General features: G+C 73.3%; 13 protein-coding genes. 4 read left to right on the forward strand and 9 right to left on the reverse strand.

Annotated features, from left to right (window positions below):
• A partial coding sequence (locus AXW62_RS35040) for an ATP-binding protein (protein ID WP_107406386.1) occupies positions 1–481 on the reverse strand: 481 nt, incomplete at its 3' end.
• Between the two features lie 185 nt (positions 482–666).
• The gene (locus AXW62_RS35045) at positions 667–1,002 is read right to left on the reverse strand and encodes a hypothetical protein (protein WP_030829632.1); all 336 of its coding nucleotides are present in this window, start codon (positions 1,000–1,002) and stop codon (positions 667–669) included.
• A 176-nt stretch (positions 1,003–1,178) separates the two neighbouring features.
• Here AXW62_RS35045 and AXW62_RS35050 point away from each other — a divergent pair, with 176 nt between their 5' ends.
• The gene (locus AXW62_RS35050; protein WP_060947993.1) at positions 1,179–2,300 is read left to right on the forward strand and encodes a PLP-dependent cysteine synthase family protein; all 1,122 of its coding nucleotides are present in this window, start codon (positions 1,179–1,181) and stop codon (positions 2,298–2,300) included.
• A gap of 293 nt (positions 2,301–2,593) precedes the next feature.
• Here the strand turns inward: AXW62_RS35050 and AXW62_RS35055 are convergent, their stop codons facing one another.
• On the reverse strand, positions 2,594–3,064 hold the full coding sequence (locus AXW62_RS35055; RefSeq protein ID WP_060947994.1) for an SRPBCC family protein: 471 nt from the start codon (positions 3,062–3,064) through the stop codon (positions 2,594–2,596).
• A 24-nt stretch (positions 3,065–3,088) separates the two neighbouring features.
• Complete coding sequence (locus AXW62_RS35060; protein WP_030829623.1) at positions 3,089–3,934, reverse strand: DeoR/GlpR family DNA-binding transcription regulator; 846 nt, start codon at positions 3,932–3,934, stop codon at positions 3,089–3,091.
• A 202-nt stretch (positions 3,935–4,136) separates the two neighbouring features.
• On the opposite strand from AXW62_RS35060, the gene AXW62_RS35065 reads away from it, so the two are divergent.
• Positions 4,137–6,518, forward strand: coding sequence for a hypothetical protein (locus AXW62_RS35065; protein WP_370682957.1), 2,382 nt, complete (start codon positions 4,137–4,139; stop codon positions 6,516–6,518).
• On the opposite strand, the gene AXW62_RS35070 is transcribed toward AXW62_RS35065, so the two are convergent.
• The 5 genes from AXW62_RS35070 to AXW62_RS35090 form a co-directional block, all read right to left on the reverse strand.
• A complete protein-coding gene (locus tag AXW62_RS35070; RefSeq protein ID WP_060947996.1) occupies positions 6,488–8,926 on the reverse strand; it encodes a right-handed parallel beta-helix repeat-containing protein in 2,439 nt (812 codons plus the stop codon). The genes AXW62_RS35065 and AXW62_RS35070 overlap by 31 nt on opposite strands.
• A 423-nt stretch (positions 8,927–9,349) precedes the next feature.
• Entirely contained in the window at positions 9,350–9,952 is a 603-nt protein-coding gene (locus tag AXW62_RS35075; protein ID WP_060947997.1) for an Rv1733c family protein, read from the reverse strand.
• A gap of 88 nt (positions 9,953–10,040) precedes the next feature.
• Positions 10,041–11,789: a sensor histidine kinase gene (locus AXW62_RS35080; protein ID WP_060947998.1), complete on the reverse strand. Its 1,749-nt coding sequence runs from the start codon at positions 11,787–11,789 to the stop codon at positions 10,041–10,043.
• Positions 11,790–11,904: 115 nt separating this feature from the next.
• Positions 11,905–12,792, reverse strand: a complete 888-nt coding sequence (locus AXW62_RS35085; RefSeq protein ID WP_079115938.1) for a universal stress protein — start codon at positions 12,790–12,792, stop codon at positions 11,905–11,907.
• A 79-nt stretch (positions 12,793–12,871) separates the two neighbouring features.
• Positions 12,872–13,297 (reverse strand): ATP-binding protein, encoded by a 426-nt coding sequence (locus AXW62_RS35090; RefSeq protein WP_236255686.1) that lies wholly within the window; start codon positions 13,295–13,297, stop codon positions 12,872–12,874.
• A 246-nt stretch (positions 13,298–13,543) separates the two neighbouring features.
• On the opposite strand from AXW62_RS35090, the gene AXW62_RS35095 reads away from it, so the two are divergent.
• The gene (locus AXW62_RS35095) at positions 13,544–13,993 is read left to right on the forward strand and encodes a Crp/Fnr family transcriptional regulator (RefSeq protein ID WP_030829592.1); all 450 of its coding nucleotides are present in this window, start codon (positions 13,544–13,546) and stop codon (positions 13,991–13,993) included.
• Positions 13,994–14,116: 123 nt separating this feature from the next.
• The gene (locus tag AXW62_RS35100) at positions 14,117–14,809 is read left to right on the forward strand and encodes a response regulator (protein WP_030829589.1); all 693 of its coding nucleotides are present in this window, start codon (positions 14,117–14,119) and stop codon (positions 14,807–14,809) included.
• Positions 14,810–15,139: the final 330 nt, after the last annotated feature.

The raw sequence follows: 15,139 nt of genomic DNA on the forward strand, positions 1-15,139 counted from the left end.
GACGGGAGGCGTCCGTGCCGCTGGGCGGCGCGGTCCGGCCCGTTCCGTGCGCCCCGATGGGCGACGTGGCGGCGGTGGCGGATCGCGGCACGGCCAGCGTGAACCAGACGACCTTCCCACTGCCGTCGTCCCGCGCGTGCATCCCCCAGCTCTGGCTGACGGCCGCGACCAGCGCGAGCCCCCTGCCGTGCGTGGAGACGGGATCACAGGCGCGGAGGCGGGGCAGCCGGGGGTCCTGGTCGCGGACCGAGACGGTCAGCCGGTCCGGCAAGAGGGCGATCTCCACCGTGCACTGCTTGTCCGGCTCGGCGTGCCGGTGCACATTGGTGAGCAGTTCGGTGACGCCGAGCGCCGCGGGGTCGATGAGCGGATCCAGATGCCAGTAGCGCAACTGCGCCGACACGATTCTGCGGACCTGTCCGATCCGCGACGGCAGGGCCTGCAGCTCCACCGTGCAATGTCTGCTGGGACGACTGATCACGGCTGCGACTCCCTGAAGAAGTTGGGGCTAGCCTGATGCAGATGCGGGCGACGAACACGTTCAGCAGGGGTGGCTGCTGGGCGCGACCGGTGGGACGGTTCTCAGCGTCACCGCTTGTTGACCCTCAGTGATACTGATACGCGTCCAGGGTCGGTCCCACCGCGCGCCCGCGCAACTCGGCCGCCTCACTCCTTGCGGGCGTGTCCCCGGGCGGACCGGACGGCGTCGAGGAAGCGGCTGGCGGCGCCGGAGCCGGACGTGGCCGATGTGGACTTGGCGTCCTGCGAGCCGAGGGTGAGGCGGTAACGGGTGCCGTTCACCGTGGCCATGGCCTGGTCCCCGTCCACGAACCAGGGCTTGCTGGCGCGGACCGACTGCACCGGCGCGCTGTCGATCTCGCGGCCGTAACTGGTCAGCAACTCCAGCCTGCCGTCCTTGATCAAGACCTGTCCCGCACGGGTCACCGAGCGCAGGAACCGCTCGATCCGCACTCCCCTGGCGTTGAACTCCGAATCGGCCATCACAACCGCCTCCCCGATGGCTCCCACTGGCATCTGCCGCTGCTCTCATTTTCCCTGCTGCGCAGTGTGCCCGTGACCGGCCCGGGACACCAGGGCGCACTGGGGGACAATGAGGAGCGAAACGGCATGATTATGCCAGCTGGGCTGGGCAAGGGCACAAGCAGGAGGAGCGGGCGTTGGACGGCACGGCGTGCGGAAGCAACGACACGATCGACGTGGACCGCAGCGACCGCGGGTACCGCGGGTGGCTGAAGGAGGCCGTCCGCAAGGTGCAGGCGGACGCCCAGCGGTCCGCGGACACCCATCTGCTGAGCTTTCCGCTGCCCGAGCGCTGGGGGATCGACCTCTACCTCAAGGACGAGTCCACCCACCCCACCGGTAGCCTCAAGCACCGCCTGGCACGCTCGCTGTTCCTCTACGGCCTCTGCAATGGCTGGATCCGGCCGGGCAAGCCCGTGATCGAGGCGTCCAGCGGCTCGACCGCCGTGTCCGAGGCGTACTTCGCCAAGCTGATCGGGGTGCCCTTCATCGCGGTGATGCCCCGCACGACCAGCCGGGAGAAGTGCCGCCTGATCGAATTCCATGGTGGCCAGTGCCATTTCGTGGACGATCCGCGGACGATGTACGAGGAGGCCGTCACCCTCGCGGCGGAGTCCGGGGGTCACTATATGGACCAGTTCACCTACGCCGAACGGGCCACGGACTGGCGCGGCAACAACAACATCGCCGAGTCGATCTATCAGCAGCTCCGTCTGGAGCGCTATCCCGAACCGGCGTGGGTCGTCGCCACGGCGGGCACCGGCGGCACCTCGGCGACCATCGCCCGCTACGTCCACTACATGCAGTACGACACCCGGGTGTGCGTCGCCGACCCGGAGAATTCCTGCTTCTTCGACGGCTGGGTCCGCCATGACGCCGACGCCTCCAGCGACCGCGGCTCACGCATCGAGGGCATCGGCCGCCCCCGGATGGAGCCCAGCTTCGTACCGGGCGCCATCGACCGGATGATGAAGGTCCCGGACGCGGCGAGCGTCGCGGCCGTCCGCGCCCTGGAGCGGGTCACCGGCCGTAAGGCGGGCGGCTCCACGGGGACGGGGCTGTGGAGCGCGCTGCGGATCGTCGCCGAGATGGTCGCCGCGGGACGGACCGGGAGCGTGGTGACGCTGCTGTGCGATCCGGGGGAGCGGTATCTGGACAAGTACTACTCGGACGCGTGGCTCGAGGAGGAGGGGCTGGACATCGAGCCCCATGTGAAGACGATCGACACCTTCCTCGACACCGGCCGCTGGGGCTGCTAGGCCCGTCGGTCCATCTTCTGCACGGCGCGCGCCCGCGAGGCGCCCGCCCGTGCGCGATCCGTAAGACGCCCACCCGTGCGGCGCCCGTCCGTGCGCGATCCGTAAGACGCCCGTCCGTGCGGCGCGCGCCCGCACGGCACCCGCCCGTCCATGCGCGCACCCGTAAGACGCTGTCCGTAAGACGGGCGCTGTCCGTAGGGCGCCCATGAGACGCCCGCCCATGAGACAGCCGCCCGTAAGGGCAGGGCTGGTGCGAGACGCCCGCCCCCGTAAGGCGGCCGTCCCCGCCGGTGTCAGGCCGCCGCCAGCCGCCGGTCCAGGTTCCGCACCGCCTGGTGGAACGCGCGCCGCAGACCCGGCCGCAGCGCCCGTACGGCACCGCGCAGCGGCGCCGTACCGTCCAGCGCGAACACATAGCGCACGACCGTCCCGCCGCCCGAGGGCCGCAGCGTCCACTCCTCCAGCAGCGCCCGCAGCCCCGGTGCGTTGGTCTCGTCCACGCGGTAGGCATAGCGCTCGTGGGGATCCGCCGCCATGACCGTCTCACGGAACCGGGTGCCGCCCTTGAGGCGGATCTCCCTGCCCTTGCCGCCGTCCGTGGAGCGGGCCCCGGTCACCTGCCGGTACCACCGCGGCCAGCCCTCGACGTCGGCGAGCGCCCCGAACACCGCCTGCGGAGCGGCCGAGGTCTCGGCGACGAAGACGAGCCGCACCGGGGCGGTCTCGGCGTACTCCAGTCCGACGGAACGCAGCCGGTGTGTCATGGGCAGACCATAACTGACCGGAAGTCAGATGTCTGCGGTGCGGGACGGTTCGCCCGCCACCACCAGCTCCGGCAGGTACTCGGAGATCTCCGCCCGCGCCTCCTCCGGCAGCCCCGGGTCCGTGACCAGTGCGTCCACCTGGTCCAGCGAGGCGAAGGAACTCAGCCCCACGGTGCCCCACTTGGTGTGGTCCGCGACCACCACCACCCGCCGCGCGGCCCGGACGAAGTGGCGGTTGGTCTCCGCCTCCGCGAGATTCGGCGTCGACAGACCCGCCTCCACCGATATGCCGTGCACCCCCAGGAACAGCACGTCGAAGTGGAGCGAGCGCACCGCCGCGTCCGCGACCGGCCCCACCAGCGTGTCCGACGGCGTCCGCACCCCACCGGTGAGCACGACGGTGGCCGCACCGGGGCGCGGGCCCACTCCGCCGAGCGCCGCCGACCGCTGGGCGTTGTAGAACACATCGGCCACCCGGACCGAGTTCGTCACCACCGTCAGATCCGGCACCTCCAGCAGCTGCTGGGCCAGGGCGAACGCCGTGGTGCCTCCGGCCAGACCGATCGCGGTGCCCGGCGTGGCCATCGCGGCCGCCGCCTTCGCGATGTCCTCCTTGGCGCTCAGCTCCAGGCCCGACTTGGCTTCGAACCCCGGCTCGTACGTGCTCGCCTCGGCGACCGGCACCGCCCCGCCGTGCACCTTCTCCACCACGCCCAGCCGGGCCAGCGCGTCCAGATCGCGACGGACCGTCATGTCCGAGACGTTGAGCTTGCGCGTCAGCTCGTTGACCCGCACCCCGCCGCGCCGCCTGACCTCATCGAGGATCAGGGCGCGCCGCTGCTCCGCGAGGAGGTTCTGGTTGTCGCTCACCCTGCCTCGTCTCCCTCCGGTCGGCCCTCGTCGCCAGCGCGTTCATCTTCGCACGGGGCGAGGACCGCCGATGGCCGCAGCACCCAGGGTCACGATTTCGCCACGCCCGCCGCGTCAGGGTCGGGAGAGCGGGCCGGTGGGAACAATCCTGGAGCGGAACGGCCACAACGCACCGGGATCGGGGGACACGGTGGCATCGACCATGCGCGCGCACACACCGGCCGACGCGACGGAACGGGCCACCACGGCCCGTAAGGGCGGAGCGCCGCCGCCCGATCTCGAGCTCCTCGTCCACGGAGTGGGCGGCACCACTCCCCAGGAGATGCTGGACGACCCGTGCACCAGCCTGGTCACCGGCGACGAGACCGCGGCCGTCTACCGCAGGACCGAGGACGTCGACGCCGAGCGGCGCCCGCCCAAGGAGCGCCAGGAGCCGGGCCGCGAGGGTCCGATCCGCGAGGCGTACGTATGGTGCAACCTCACCTCGGGCAACAGCTCCCGCGCACTGTGGCTGCTCCTGCTGCCCTTCATGGTCGCCAACCTCGCCCACTGGATGCGGCCCCCGGCCGACCGGCGCGAGCGGACCGTGCGCACCTATGGCCTGTTCGTGCGGCTCGTGGCGCTCAGCCTGACCGTGCTGCTGATCGCCGGGGCCTGTGAGGTGGCCCTGGACCTGATCGCCTGGCAGTGCGCCGGCTCGGCCGGCTGCGCCACGGGCAAGTCCTGGCTCGGCTTCCTGTCCCCGGAGAACCACGGCTGGTGGAGCCAGCCCGGCCGCAGGCTCGCGCTCGGCGCGGTGCTGCCCGGCGCGCTCACCGGGCTGCTGTGGTACCTGTCCAACCGCACCTGGAGCGCGTACGAGTCCTCGCCGCCGCTGGAGCGCCCCGTCGACGAGTCCGCCCCCGAGTCGGGCAACCGCCCCGCGCTGTGCCTGCCCGGTTTCTGGTACGGCCGCAGGATCGTCGCCCGGCTGCGCGCCGCGCACACCGCCGCCGGATTCCTCACCATCGCCGCGGGCCTGACCCTGCCCACCACCACCTACGACCGCCGACCGGGCGGCAGCGGTCCGCAGGACGCCGCGGGCTGGGCGCTGCTGACGCTGCTCGCCCTGGGCGCGCTCGCCGTGGTGGCCGTGGTGTGCCACCGGGGCCGCAGCGAGGCCCGGGTCGACGGGGAGCTGGACCGCCTCACCATCACCGCGCTGCCCGGCGCGGCCCTCGGGGTGCTGGTGCTCTCCGTCCTGTACGCCGGCTGGTCCCGCCCCGGCTGGGCCTCGGCCGGGAAGCTCCCGGGCAACCAGGCGTTCTGCGCCATCGCCATCGGGGAGGGCGTGCTGATCGTGGCCATGGCGGTGTGCGCCCTGGCCCTCCACCGGTCCGCGCCCCTGGGCCGCACCCCGCTGTACGGGCTGGCCGGACCCGCCGTCGCCATGCTCGCCTGCGGGCTCGGCTCGGTGCTCGCCGGCGGCATCGCCCAGCGCTTCGCCGACTGGCTGGACGGCGGCGCCACCCCCGGCGAGGGGCCGGGCATCGCTCCGCCGGTGCTGCTGTCCTGGCTGGCCACGGCCATTCCCGCGCTGCTGCTCGTGCTGCTGGGGCTGCTGCTGATCTTCGCCGTACGGGTGTGGCGGGTGCGGAACCGGCTGCTGCCGACCATCATGGACGGCTATCCGGAGGAGCGGCCCGACGCCGTGCGCACCCGGCGGATCGCGAGCACGGTGGCCCGCGCCGGCCTCACCGACTCCGCCCCGTGGATCGTCGGCCCCGTCGCGCTGTTCACCCTGCTGTTCGGCGCCCTCGCGGTCACCGGGGCCTGGGCCACCAACGAGGTGCCGGGGCGGGCCGCCGACAGCGCGCCCGGAGTGGTGGACGCCGCCGCCCAGACCGCGCAGGCGCTGGGCTCCTGGCTGATGGGGCTGGCCTTCCTGATGCTGATCACCTGGGCCCGCCGGGCCTACCGCAGCCCCGCCGCCCGCCGCACCATCGGCATCCTGTGGGACGTGGGCACCTTCTGGCCGCGGGCCGCCCATCCGTTCGCGCCCCCCTGCTACGCCGAGCGGGCGGTGCCCGACCTGACCTGGCGGATGGAGACCTGGACCCGCCGGTACGGCGGCCGGCTGGTCATCTCCGGCCACTCCCAGGGCAGTGTGCTGGCCGCCGCCGCGGTCTGGCAGGTGGATCCCCGCACCCGCGGCCAGGTCGCGCTGCTCACCTACGGCTCACCGCTGGAGCGGCTCTACGGGCGCTGGTTCCCCGCCTACTTCGGCCCCGCGCAGCTGCTCTCGCTCCACCGCGAGGTGCGCTGCTGGCGCAATCTGTGGCGCTGCACCGACCCGATCGGCGGCCCCATCCGGCTGCCCGACGGCAGCGGGCCCGAGGTCGACTGCGACCCGTTCAAGGACCCGCTGGCCTACGGCCGTACGCCCGAGCATCCGCTTCCCGCGCCGATCCTGGGGCACGGGGACTACCAGGCCGACCCCCGCTTCGACCGGGAGCGGGCCGGGCTGCTGGCCCGGCTCCCGGAGCAGACGCCGCCACCGGCGGAGGAGAGCGGTCAGATGAGCTCCGGCAGATCCTCCGGATAGAGCAGCGTGAGGTCGTCCGTGGTCGGGTCGCTCAGCTGGGCGACCCGGCCCGCATGCCGCTCCACCATCGCCTCGAAGGTCTGCCGGGCGGTGCGGCCGTTCCCGAACGCCGGGCCCTTGGGAAGCGCCGTGAAGTACTTCAGCAGCGCCTCCGCCGTCCCCTCGCCGAGCCGGTACTCCTGCTCCTCGGCCTGCTGCTCCACGATCCGCAGCAGCTCCTCCGGGGCGTAGTCGCCGAAGGTGATGGTGCGTGAGAACCGGGAGGCCACACCGGGGTTGACGGACAGGAAGCGCTCCATCTCGGCGGTGTACCCCGCGACGATGACCACGACCGCGTCCCGGTGATCTTCCATCAGCTTCACCAGGGTGTCTATGGCCTCCCGGCCGAAGTCCCGGCCGGAGTCCTCCGGGGAGAGGGCGTACGCCTCGTCGATGAACAGCACCCCGCCGCGGGCCCGGTCGAACGCCTCCTGGGTGCGGATGGCTGTGGAGCCGATGTGCTCACCGACCAGGTCCACCCGGGAGACCTCCACCAGATGGCCGCGCTCCAGCACCCCGAGGGAGGCCAGGATCTCCCCGTAGAGCCGGGCGACCGTGGTCTTACCGGTGCCGGGGGAGCCGGTGAAGACCAGATGGCGGCGGACGGAAGCGGCCTTGAGCCCGGCCTCCTGACGCCGCCGGCCCACCTCGATCATGTCGGTGAGGGCGCGCACCTCGCGCTTGACGCTCTCCAGCCCGACCAGCGCGTCGAGTTCGCCCAGCACCGCCGAGGAGGGGCGGACCGAGACCGGGGGCTCGGCGGCGGGCGCAGAGGTCTGGGTGGACCGCTGCGCCGGGACGCCGCCGAGCAGTCCGCCCGTCGAGCCGGCGGTCTGCACGGCGGGCGCGGTGACCGGGGGCGGGGCGGGCGCGGCCGGGGAGCCCAGCGCCGTGGTGGCGCTCTCGTCGCTGGTGCAGTCCTCGACGACCGGGCCCGCCTCGGAGAACTCGTACCCGCCGCGTGCGCACCGCTCCGTACGGCACCGGGTCAAGGTGGTGCGGCAGCCGTCGATGACATGGAAGCCGTAGCCCCCGCTGCCGGTCACCCGGCAGCCGGTGAACGTGCCGCGGCCCTCGGCGGACACGTAGAACCCGGCCTCCGTCGGCCCGGAGACCGTGGTGCGCTCGACCGTCGGATCGGCGCCCTTGGTGACGATCACTCCGGTGGCGGCGCCGTCGATGGTGCAGTTGGCGAGCGTGCCGCCGCTGCCGTGGTCACGGAACCACGCCCCGGTGGCCGCCTCCCGGATCCGGCAGTCGTCCAGCTGGACGGTGGCCCCGTCGCTCACCGAGACCGCGGTGGAGCGCACCTGCGACAGATCGCTGTCGACCACATCGACCCGCGATCCGCGGTCCAGGACGAACAGCGCGTCCGGCACCTCGCGCACCCGGCACGAGTCGAGCACGGCGGTCGCCCCGTCGCTCACCCAGACCGCCGGATAGTCGCCGGTGCTCTCGTGCAGCTCGCACTGGTTGGCGTCCACCCGGGTGCCCGGGTCCCACACCGACAGGCCGTTGCGCCCGAACCGGCGCACCGTGGAGCGGGTCAGCGTCAGCACCGAACGCGACCTCAGGTCGATCGCGTTCTCCGGGATGTCATGGATCTCGCAGTCGGCGAGGGTGAGCACCGCGTCCGTGTCCAGGTTCACCCCGTCGGACGTCGTGCGGTGCACCCGGCAGTCGGTCAGATGCCCGGTCGCCCGCGCGGAGACCTGCACCCCGGCGCCCCTGACCTCGTACACCTCGCAGCCGACGGCCTCCAGCGAGGTGCCCTCGCCGGTCAGCGAGAGCCCGGCCCCGGAGGAGTGGTGGACCCGGCAGCGCTCCAGGCGCGGACGGGCGCCGCCGCGCACCGCCACCCCGGACTGCCCGGCGGCCACCACCTCGCACTCCTCGAACACCCCGCCCGCGCCGTCGAGCACGCTGAGCCCGACCCCGGCGGGGTTGTCCACGGTGCAGCGCCGCACGGTCGGACGGGCGCCGCCGCGCACCTCGATGCCGACCGCCGAGCGGGTGGCGACCCGCACGTCCGTCAGCTCCGGGGTGCCGTCCTCGACCAGCAGCGCGGGGGCGGCCGAGTCCTGGCCCTCGACGTGCAGGTCCTGGACCACGGCGGAGGCGCGTATGGTCAGCGCGACTCCGTCCACCGGGGCGATCCGCACCGAACCGCGGGCGGAGCCCTCGGGGCCCCGCAGGGTGACGGCCCGGCCCACCACCAGATTCTCGCGGTAGGTGCCGGGCGAGATGGAGAGCACGTCGCCGTCCCCGGCGGCCTCCAGGGCCGCCGTGAGGGAGGCGTACTCTCCGGTGCGGCGCCGCCACCGCGACGTTCCGCTGTGCGTCACCTGGACGACCGAGCCCTGTGCCATGGTGCTGCTGTGCCCCCACCTCGTGTGTTGCCGGTGTGCGCACCTGACCGCCGCTGCTGACTGCCGCTGCGCATATGGAATGCCCCACCGTAGCGTGCGCGCGGCACCATGAGTTGACCTGCCTGTGGACCACGGGCGCAGTTGGCGTTTATATGACAACTAACGTCCGAACGATGCCCTCTCGCACCGGCCAGTGCCGCGCCGTCAAGGTTCGCCCGGTGGCGAGGTGTCCTGGCGCGTGCGAGCGCGAGGCGGCCGGACGCCCTCGTCGTGGGCCTGCTCGGGTTTTCGGCCAACGCGCGTGCCAACGCGGCCAACGCGGCCAACGCACGTGCCAGCGCGGCCAGTGCGCGTGCCAGGGCGGCGAGCGGGGCGAACCCCGGCTGACGTGGCACTATGGGGCGAACCCCGGCTGACGCGGCACTAGCTGTCGGCGTCCGCCCGGCCCCAGTCCTGACCGGCTCGCGCCCAGGCGATGTCCCACTGGACGTAACGCCGGCGCATGAGCCGCCATACGACCAGCCGCCGGGCGCCGTCCACCACGATCACCGTGCCCGCGGCCGCGCCGATTCCGGCCAGCACGGCGTGGGTGGTGGCCGTCGCGGCGTCCAGCGGGCGGCCCACGGGGCGGCCGTGGTCGTCGGTCCAGATCCGGAACCGCTCACCGGGGTCGGCGTCGGGGCGGGCCGCGAGGGGGCCTTCGTGTCTGCTGCCGTCCGGTCCCGTCCAGCGGGCGAGGACCCGGCGCTGGGCGTCCCTCGCGGAGGCGGTCTCCGGGTCGGAGTCGATGGGCGGATGCGGCAGCACCTTCAGCACGGTGGCCGAAAGCGGATGGCGCTCGGCGCGCTGCTCACGCGCGGCCTTCATCAGCGCACCGTGCGCCAAGGACCCCGACATCCAGCCGACGGCGGGGGCGACGAGCAGGATGAGCGACACCGCGACCAGCGCCGCCCACGCCTCCACGAGGTCGGTCCTGCGGCGCAACGGATTGCGCCGCCAGCGCCACAGGCCCCAGATCATGCGCATGGATCACACACCCCCTTTCCCGTTCGTGGGTACCGCATGACGGGCCGGATATGCGCGGATTCGGTGAGGAGAGAGCAATATCACGGGGTCAGGCCCTTCGCCGTCGCGGCGAGCCGTCGGCGGTCAGGGGGACACGCCATACCAGCCGTGTGCCGCCCGCCTCGGGCGCCTCGATGTCCAATGTGCCGCCCAGGAGTTCGGCCCGGGACCGCATGTTGACCAGTTCGCCGCTGGGGGCGGCGCCTCCGATGCCCGCCCCGTTGTCCGTCACCACCAGGGTGATGTCGGAGCCGACGGTCAGCCGCACCTCCACCCGCTGGGCGTGGGCGTGCCGCACGGTGTTGCTGAGCGCCTCGGCCAGCACCGCCAGCACATGATCGCCGGTCTCCTCCGGCACATCGGTGTCGACCGGGCCGTCCACCAGCAGCGACGGTGCGAAGCCCAGCGGGTCGGAGGCCGACCGGACGGCCTTGACCAGCCGGCGGCGCAACGTGGCGGGCTCCTCCTCGCCGTCGCCGACCGTGCGCAGGGCGAAGATCGTGGACCGTATGATCTTGATGGTCTCGTCCAGGTCGTCGACGGCCCGTCCCACCCGTTCGGCCGCCTCCGGGCGTTCGATCAGCCGGCCCGCGCTCTGCAGGGTGAGCCCGGTGGCGAAGAGCCGCTGAATGGCCAGATCGTGAAGGTCCCGGGCGATCCGGTCCCGGTCCTGGAGCAGCGCCATGTGCTCGGACTCGGCGCGGTGCCGGGCCAGTTCCAGGGCGAGGGCCGCCTGGGCCGCGAACCCCGAGAGCAGCTCCACCTCGTGGTCGTCGAAGGGCGGCCGCCCGGCGAGCCGGCACAGCCGCAGCGCGCCCGAGGCCCGCTCGCCGGCCACCAGCGGTACGGCCACCACCGGGCCGAACCCGCTCTCCGGAGGCGGCAGCGGCCAGGACCGGGCCCGCGAGTCCACCCGCACGTCCGAGGCGACCGCGGGGCGCCCGGTGCGGGCGGCGAGCCCGGCCAGCGAGCCGTCGGACGGCACCACGAGCCCGCCGACCCCCTCCGCGTCATGTCCCTCGGCCACCTCGACCATCAGGGAGTCGGTGCCCGCGGCGGGCAGCAGGATCGCCGCCGAGTCGGCGAGGGCCACCTGGAGGGCGAGCCGGGCGATCAGGCTCAGCGCCTCGCCCGCCGGAGTGCCCGCCAGCAGCGTACGGGTGATGACGCCGAGCGCTTCCAGCCACTGCTCACGGCGCCGGCTCTCGTGGTACAGCCGGGCGTTGTCGATGGCCACCCCGGCGGCGACCGACAGGGTGGTGAGCACCGCCTCGTCATCGGGGTCGAACTGGGCGCCGCCGCGCTTCTCGGTCAGATAGAGGTTCCCGAAGACCTCGTCACGGACCCGGATCGGCACGCCCAGGAACGAGCGCATCGGCGGATGGTGCTCGGGGAAGCCGTAGCTGGCCGGATGCTCCGACAGATCGGTGAGCCGCAGCGGCTGGGGGTGGCGGATCAGCTCGCCGAGCAGTCCATGACCGCTGGGTAACGGGCCGATGCGGCGCGCCTGTTCCCCGGACATGCCCACCGGCAGGAACTGGGAGAGCCGATGCCGGTCGACCACGCCCAGCGCGCCGTACTCCGCGTCGGCCAGCACCACCGCGGACTCCACGATCCGGCGCAGCACCTGCTCCAGGTCGAGCTCGCGGCCCACGCTGAGCACGGCCTCCAGCAGGCTGTGCGTCCGGTTCTGGGTGGACCGGGCGGCGTCCAGCCGCGCCTGGAGCTCGTCGAGAAGCTGATCGAGCCGGAGTTGGGGGAGGGCCGGATGGCGTCTTTGGTCCGCACTGCCCGACACCTGGCCTCCATCCCCCCACGAGCCTCTCACCAGCAGGGTAACCGGGGCGGGGGCGGGCGGTGGCGGCGATCGAAGGAACTCGGCCAGGTCGGCCGGGCCGTCGTACGAGCGGTGCCTAGGAAACCGGCACCACGGCGACCGGACACTTGGCGTGATGCAGAACGGCGTGGTTGACAAGCCCCAGCTGCATGCCGAAGTGACCCTGCCGCCGCCGCGCCCCCACCACCAGCAGATCGGCGTGCGCGGAGGCGTCCAGCAGCGCCTTGCGCGCCGGGCCCTCGACCGGACGGTGCGTCACCGGCACCGGCGGCAGCCCGGCGGCCGCGGCGCCGCCCAGCGTCTCGTCCAGCAGTTCGGCGGCGCGCCGGGCGTGGTCCTCGCGGGTCCGGTGGTCCTCGGGGCCCGCACAGCGCCATGCGTGCACCGCCTCCAACTCGCCGCCGCGCAGCCGCGCCTCGCGGAGGGCGAACGCGGCCGCGGCGGAGGGCGGCGCGGGCTCCTGCTCGCCGGAGCGCTCACGCTCGGCGATCCCCACCACCACCCGGTGCGTCCCGCCGCGCACGTTCTCCGGGCGGCCGCGCACCACGACCACCGGGCACTGGGCGCGCGCCGCGATGCCCAGCCCGACCGAGCCGAGCAGCAGCGAGGCGAACTCGCCGCGGCCGCGCGAGCCGACCACCAGCGCCTCGGCGCTCTGCCCGGCGCGCAGCAGCGCGGTGACCGCGTCGTCGGCCGCCAGATCGGTCATCACCTTCAGGGCCGGCACCCGCCGCCCGGCCCGCTCGGCCGCGGTGGCCAGCACCGCCTCGCCGCGCAGCCGCTCGGCGGGGCGGTCGGCGGCCGTCGCGGGGACGTAGCCCTCGTACCGCTCCCACAGGGAGGCGTGGACGATGCGCAGCGGCAGCCCGCGGCGCCCGGCCAGCTCGGCCGCCCAGTCCAGTGCGCCCGAGGCGGCCTCCGAACCGTCGACCCCGACGACCACGGGAAGCTCCACCGTGCCCACCGCCTCTCCTGCCGGCACCTGGATGGGTCCCTTGCCATTGTCCCGCCGAACCGGTCGCCGAGGGAATCCGGCGGCTCACTCAGCGCAGCCGCATGGCCAGCGTCACCACGGCGCCCACCGCCCCCGCGCTGATCGCCAGCCGGTCGGTGACCAGCCGGGTCAGCCACAGTCCGCGGCCGCTGGTCGCACCGTCCAGCCCCGGCAGGATCCGCGGGATGACGTCCTCGGAGAAACCGGGGCCGGAGTCGCTGATCCGGCACTCCAGCTCGTCGCCGATCCGCCGCAGCAGCAGGGAGCCGGTGCCGCCCGCGTGCTCGATGGCGTTGTTGGCGATCTCGTCGACGGCCAGCACGAAGTCGCCGCGGCGGGTCTCGCTGAGCCCGGCCCAGGCCGCGCACTCCTCGACCTGCACCCGCAGCCGAGGCAGCTCGTCGGCGGTGAAACGGCGCTGAAGCAGGTGTTCTCCGGCTCGATCGGCGGACCGACGACGAGGGTCGGCTAGCACCAGTGCCTCCCGTTGCTGACGAGGACGAGCGACATCACAGGGTCGGTGAAGCAGCCGAGGGTACGGGGAGCCGGGCCTCATCGGTCATCGCGACCATAAATGACGTGTCATATCGGAAACCTGACCGGAAATGGGTAAGGGTGAATCGATAGCCGTTCGTCGGTGTATCGCTTCGGATCGTCCGCCCCTCATACGCACAGTGACCGCCGAGGGGCGAGGGGGGAGAGGAGACGGCAGAGTGAGGTCATGATGGGACTTCTGAGCGCGCTGAAGACCGAACACCGCGAGCGGGTGATGGCGCTCGCCCACGATGTGTCCTTCCCCTCGGGCACCCGCATCTTCGAGGAGGGCCGCAAGGCCGACCGCTTCTGGATCATCCGGACCGGCGCGGTCACCCTCGATCTGCACGTGCCGGGACGTCGGGCCGCGGTGATCGAGACCCTCGGTCCCGGAGAGCTCATCGGCTGGTCCTGGCTCTTCCCGCCGGACACCTGGCATCTGGGCGCGGAGGCGCTCAGCCCGGTGCGCGCGCACGAGTTCGACGCGGAGGCGGTGCGCCGGCTGTGCGACGAGGACCCGGGGCTGGGCTACGCCCTCGCGCTGGCCTGCGCCCAGGTGATCGGGCGCAGGCTGCAGAGCGCCCGCACCCGGCTGCTCGATCTCTACGGGCCGTACGCGGGCGGGATCTCGCCATGACGGGAGCGGCGGGCGCGCGGAGCCGCCCGGGGGCCGAACGGCCCCTTACGCTTCCCCGCGGCAGAACGTAAAGCTGGGCAGCCGGATCGCGACCGGCGACCCGTGCCCCATGGAGGAGAGGCCGTGCCCCAGACAGCCGACCCCGAAGGCCCCATCGGGGTCTTCCTGCTCGACGACCACGAGGTGGTGCGGCGCGGACTGCGGGATCTGCTCGACGCCGAGTCCGATCTGACGGTGGTCGGCGAGGCGGCGAACGCCCGCGAGGCCATCGCCCGCGCCCCCGCCGTACGGCCGCGCGTCGCGGTGCTCGACGTACGGCTCGGCTCCTCGGGCGACGGCGGGGACCACGAAGGGATCGAGGTCTGCCGGGAGTTGCGGACCCGGCTCCCTGATCTCGCCTGTCTGATGCTGACGTCCTTCGACGACGACGAGGCGCTGTTCGACGCGATCATGGCCGGCGCGGCGGGCTATGTGCTCAAGCAGATCAACGGGTCCGATCTGGTGTCGGCGGTGCGCACCGTGGCCGGCGGCCGCTCCATGCTCGACCCCGGCGCGACCGCCCGGGTGATGGCCCGGCTGCGCGGCCCCGCGCCCAGCGGGCCGGTGGAGCTGGAGAAGCTCTCCCCCCGGGAGCGGGAGATCCTCCAGCTCATCGGCGACGGGCTCACCAACCGGCAGATCGCCGAGCGGCTGTTCCTGGCCGAGAAGACCGTCAAGAACCGCATCTCCTCGATCCTGTCCAAGCTGGGCGTGGGGCGGCGGATTCAGGCCGCGGTGATCGCCGAGCGGCTCAAGGAGCGCCCGACGGGCCAGTGAGCCGGTGAGGAGTACGGCCGGGGGCGACGGCCGCACGGCCGTCCTCACGGCGGTCCTCAAGGCCGTCCGTAAGGCCGTCCTCAAGGCTGCCCGTGAGGCCGCCCCAGGGCGGTCCTCAAGGCCCTCCTCAAGGCTTTCCTCACAGCCGTCCTCAAGACTGTCCGAAAGGCGGCCCTTACGGCCGTCGGGAGTGCTTCGCGCGGGGCGCGGGCCCGGCTCCCCTCCGGTCCCGTCGCCCCGGCGCCCAACGGGGCCGGGCCGGTCGATGACGCCTCACCGCACGTGGGGTGAGGGCCCGGGCCCGCCCCGGTCGGTGGNGACGGCGTCGCG

The organism is Streptomyces hygroscopicus subsp. hygroscopicus (assembly GCF_001553455.1).
GTDB lineage: Bacteria > Actinomycetota > Actinomycetes > Streptomycetales > Streptomycetaceae > Streptomyces > Streptomyces hygroscopicus.

Bases quoted from the DNA above. Each gene is read 5' to 3' on its own strand.
- AXW62_RS35045 (WP_030829632.1), bottom strand. From the start codon at position 1,002: ATGGCCGATTCGGAGTTCAACGCCAGGGGAGTGCGGATCGAGCGGTTC.
- AXW62_RS35055 (WP_060947994.1), bottom strand. From the start codon at position 3,064: ATGACACACCGGCTGCGTTCCGTCGGACTGGAGTACGCCGAGACCGCC.
- AXW62_RS35065 (WP_370682957.1), top strand. From the start codon at position 4,137: ATGCGCGCGCACACACCGGCCGACGCGACGGAACGGGCCACCACGGCC.
- AXW62_RS35070 (WP_060947996.1), bottom strand. From the start codon at position 8,926: ATGGCACAGGGCTCGGTCGTCCAGGTGACGCACAGCGGAACGTCGCGG.
- AXW62_RS35075 (WP_060947997.1), bottom strand. From the start codon at position 9,952: ATGCGCATGATCTGGGGCCTGTGGCGCTGGCGGCGCAATCCGTTGCGC.
- AXW62_RS35095 (WP_030829592.1), top strand. From the start codon at position 13,544: ATGATGGGACTTCTGAGCGCGCTGAAGACCGAACACCGCGAGCGGGTG.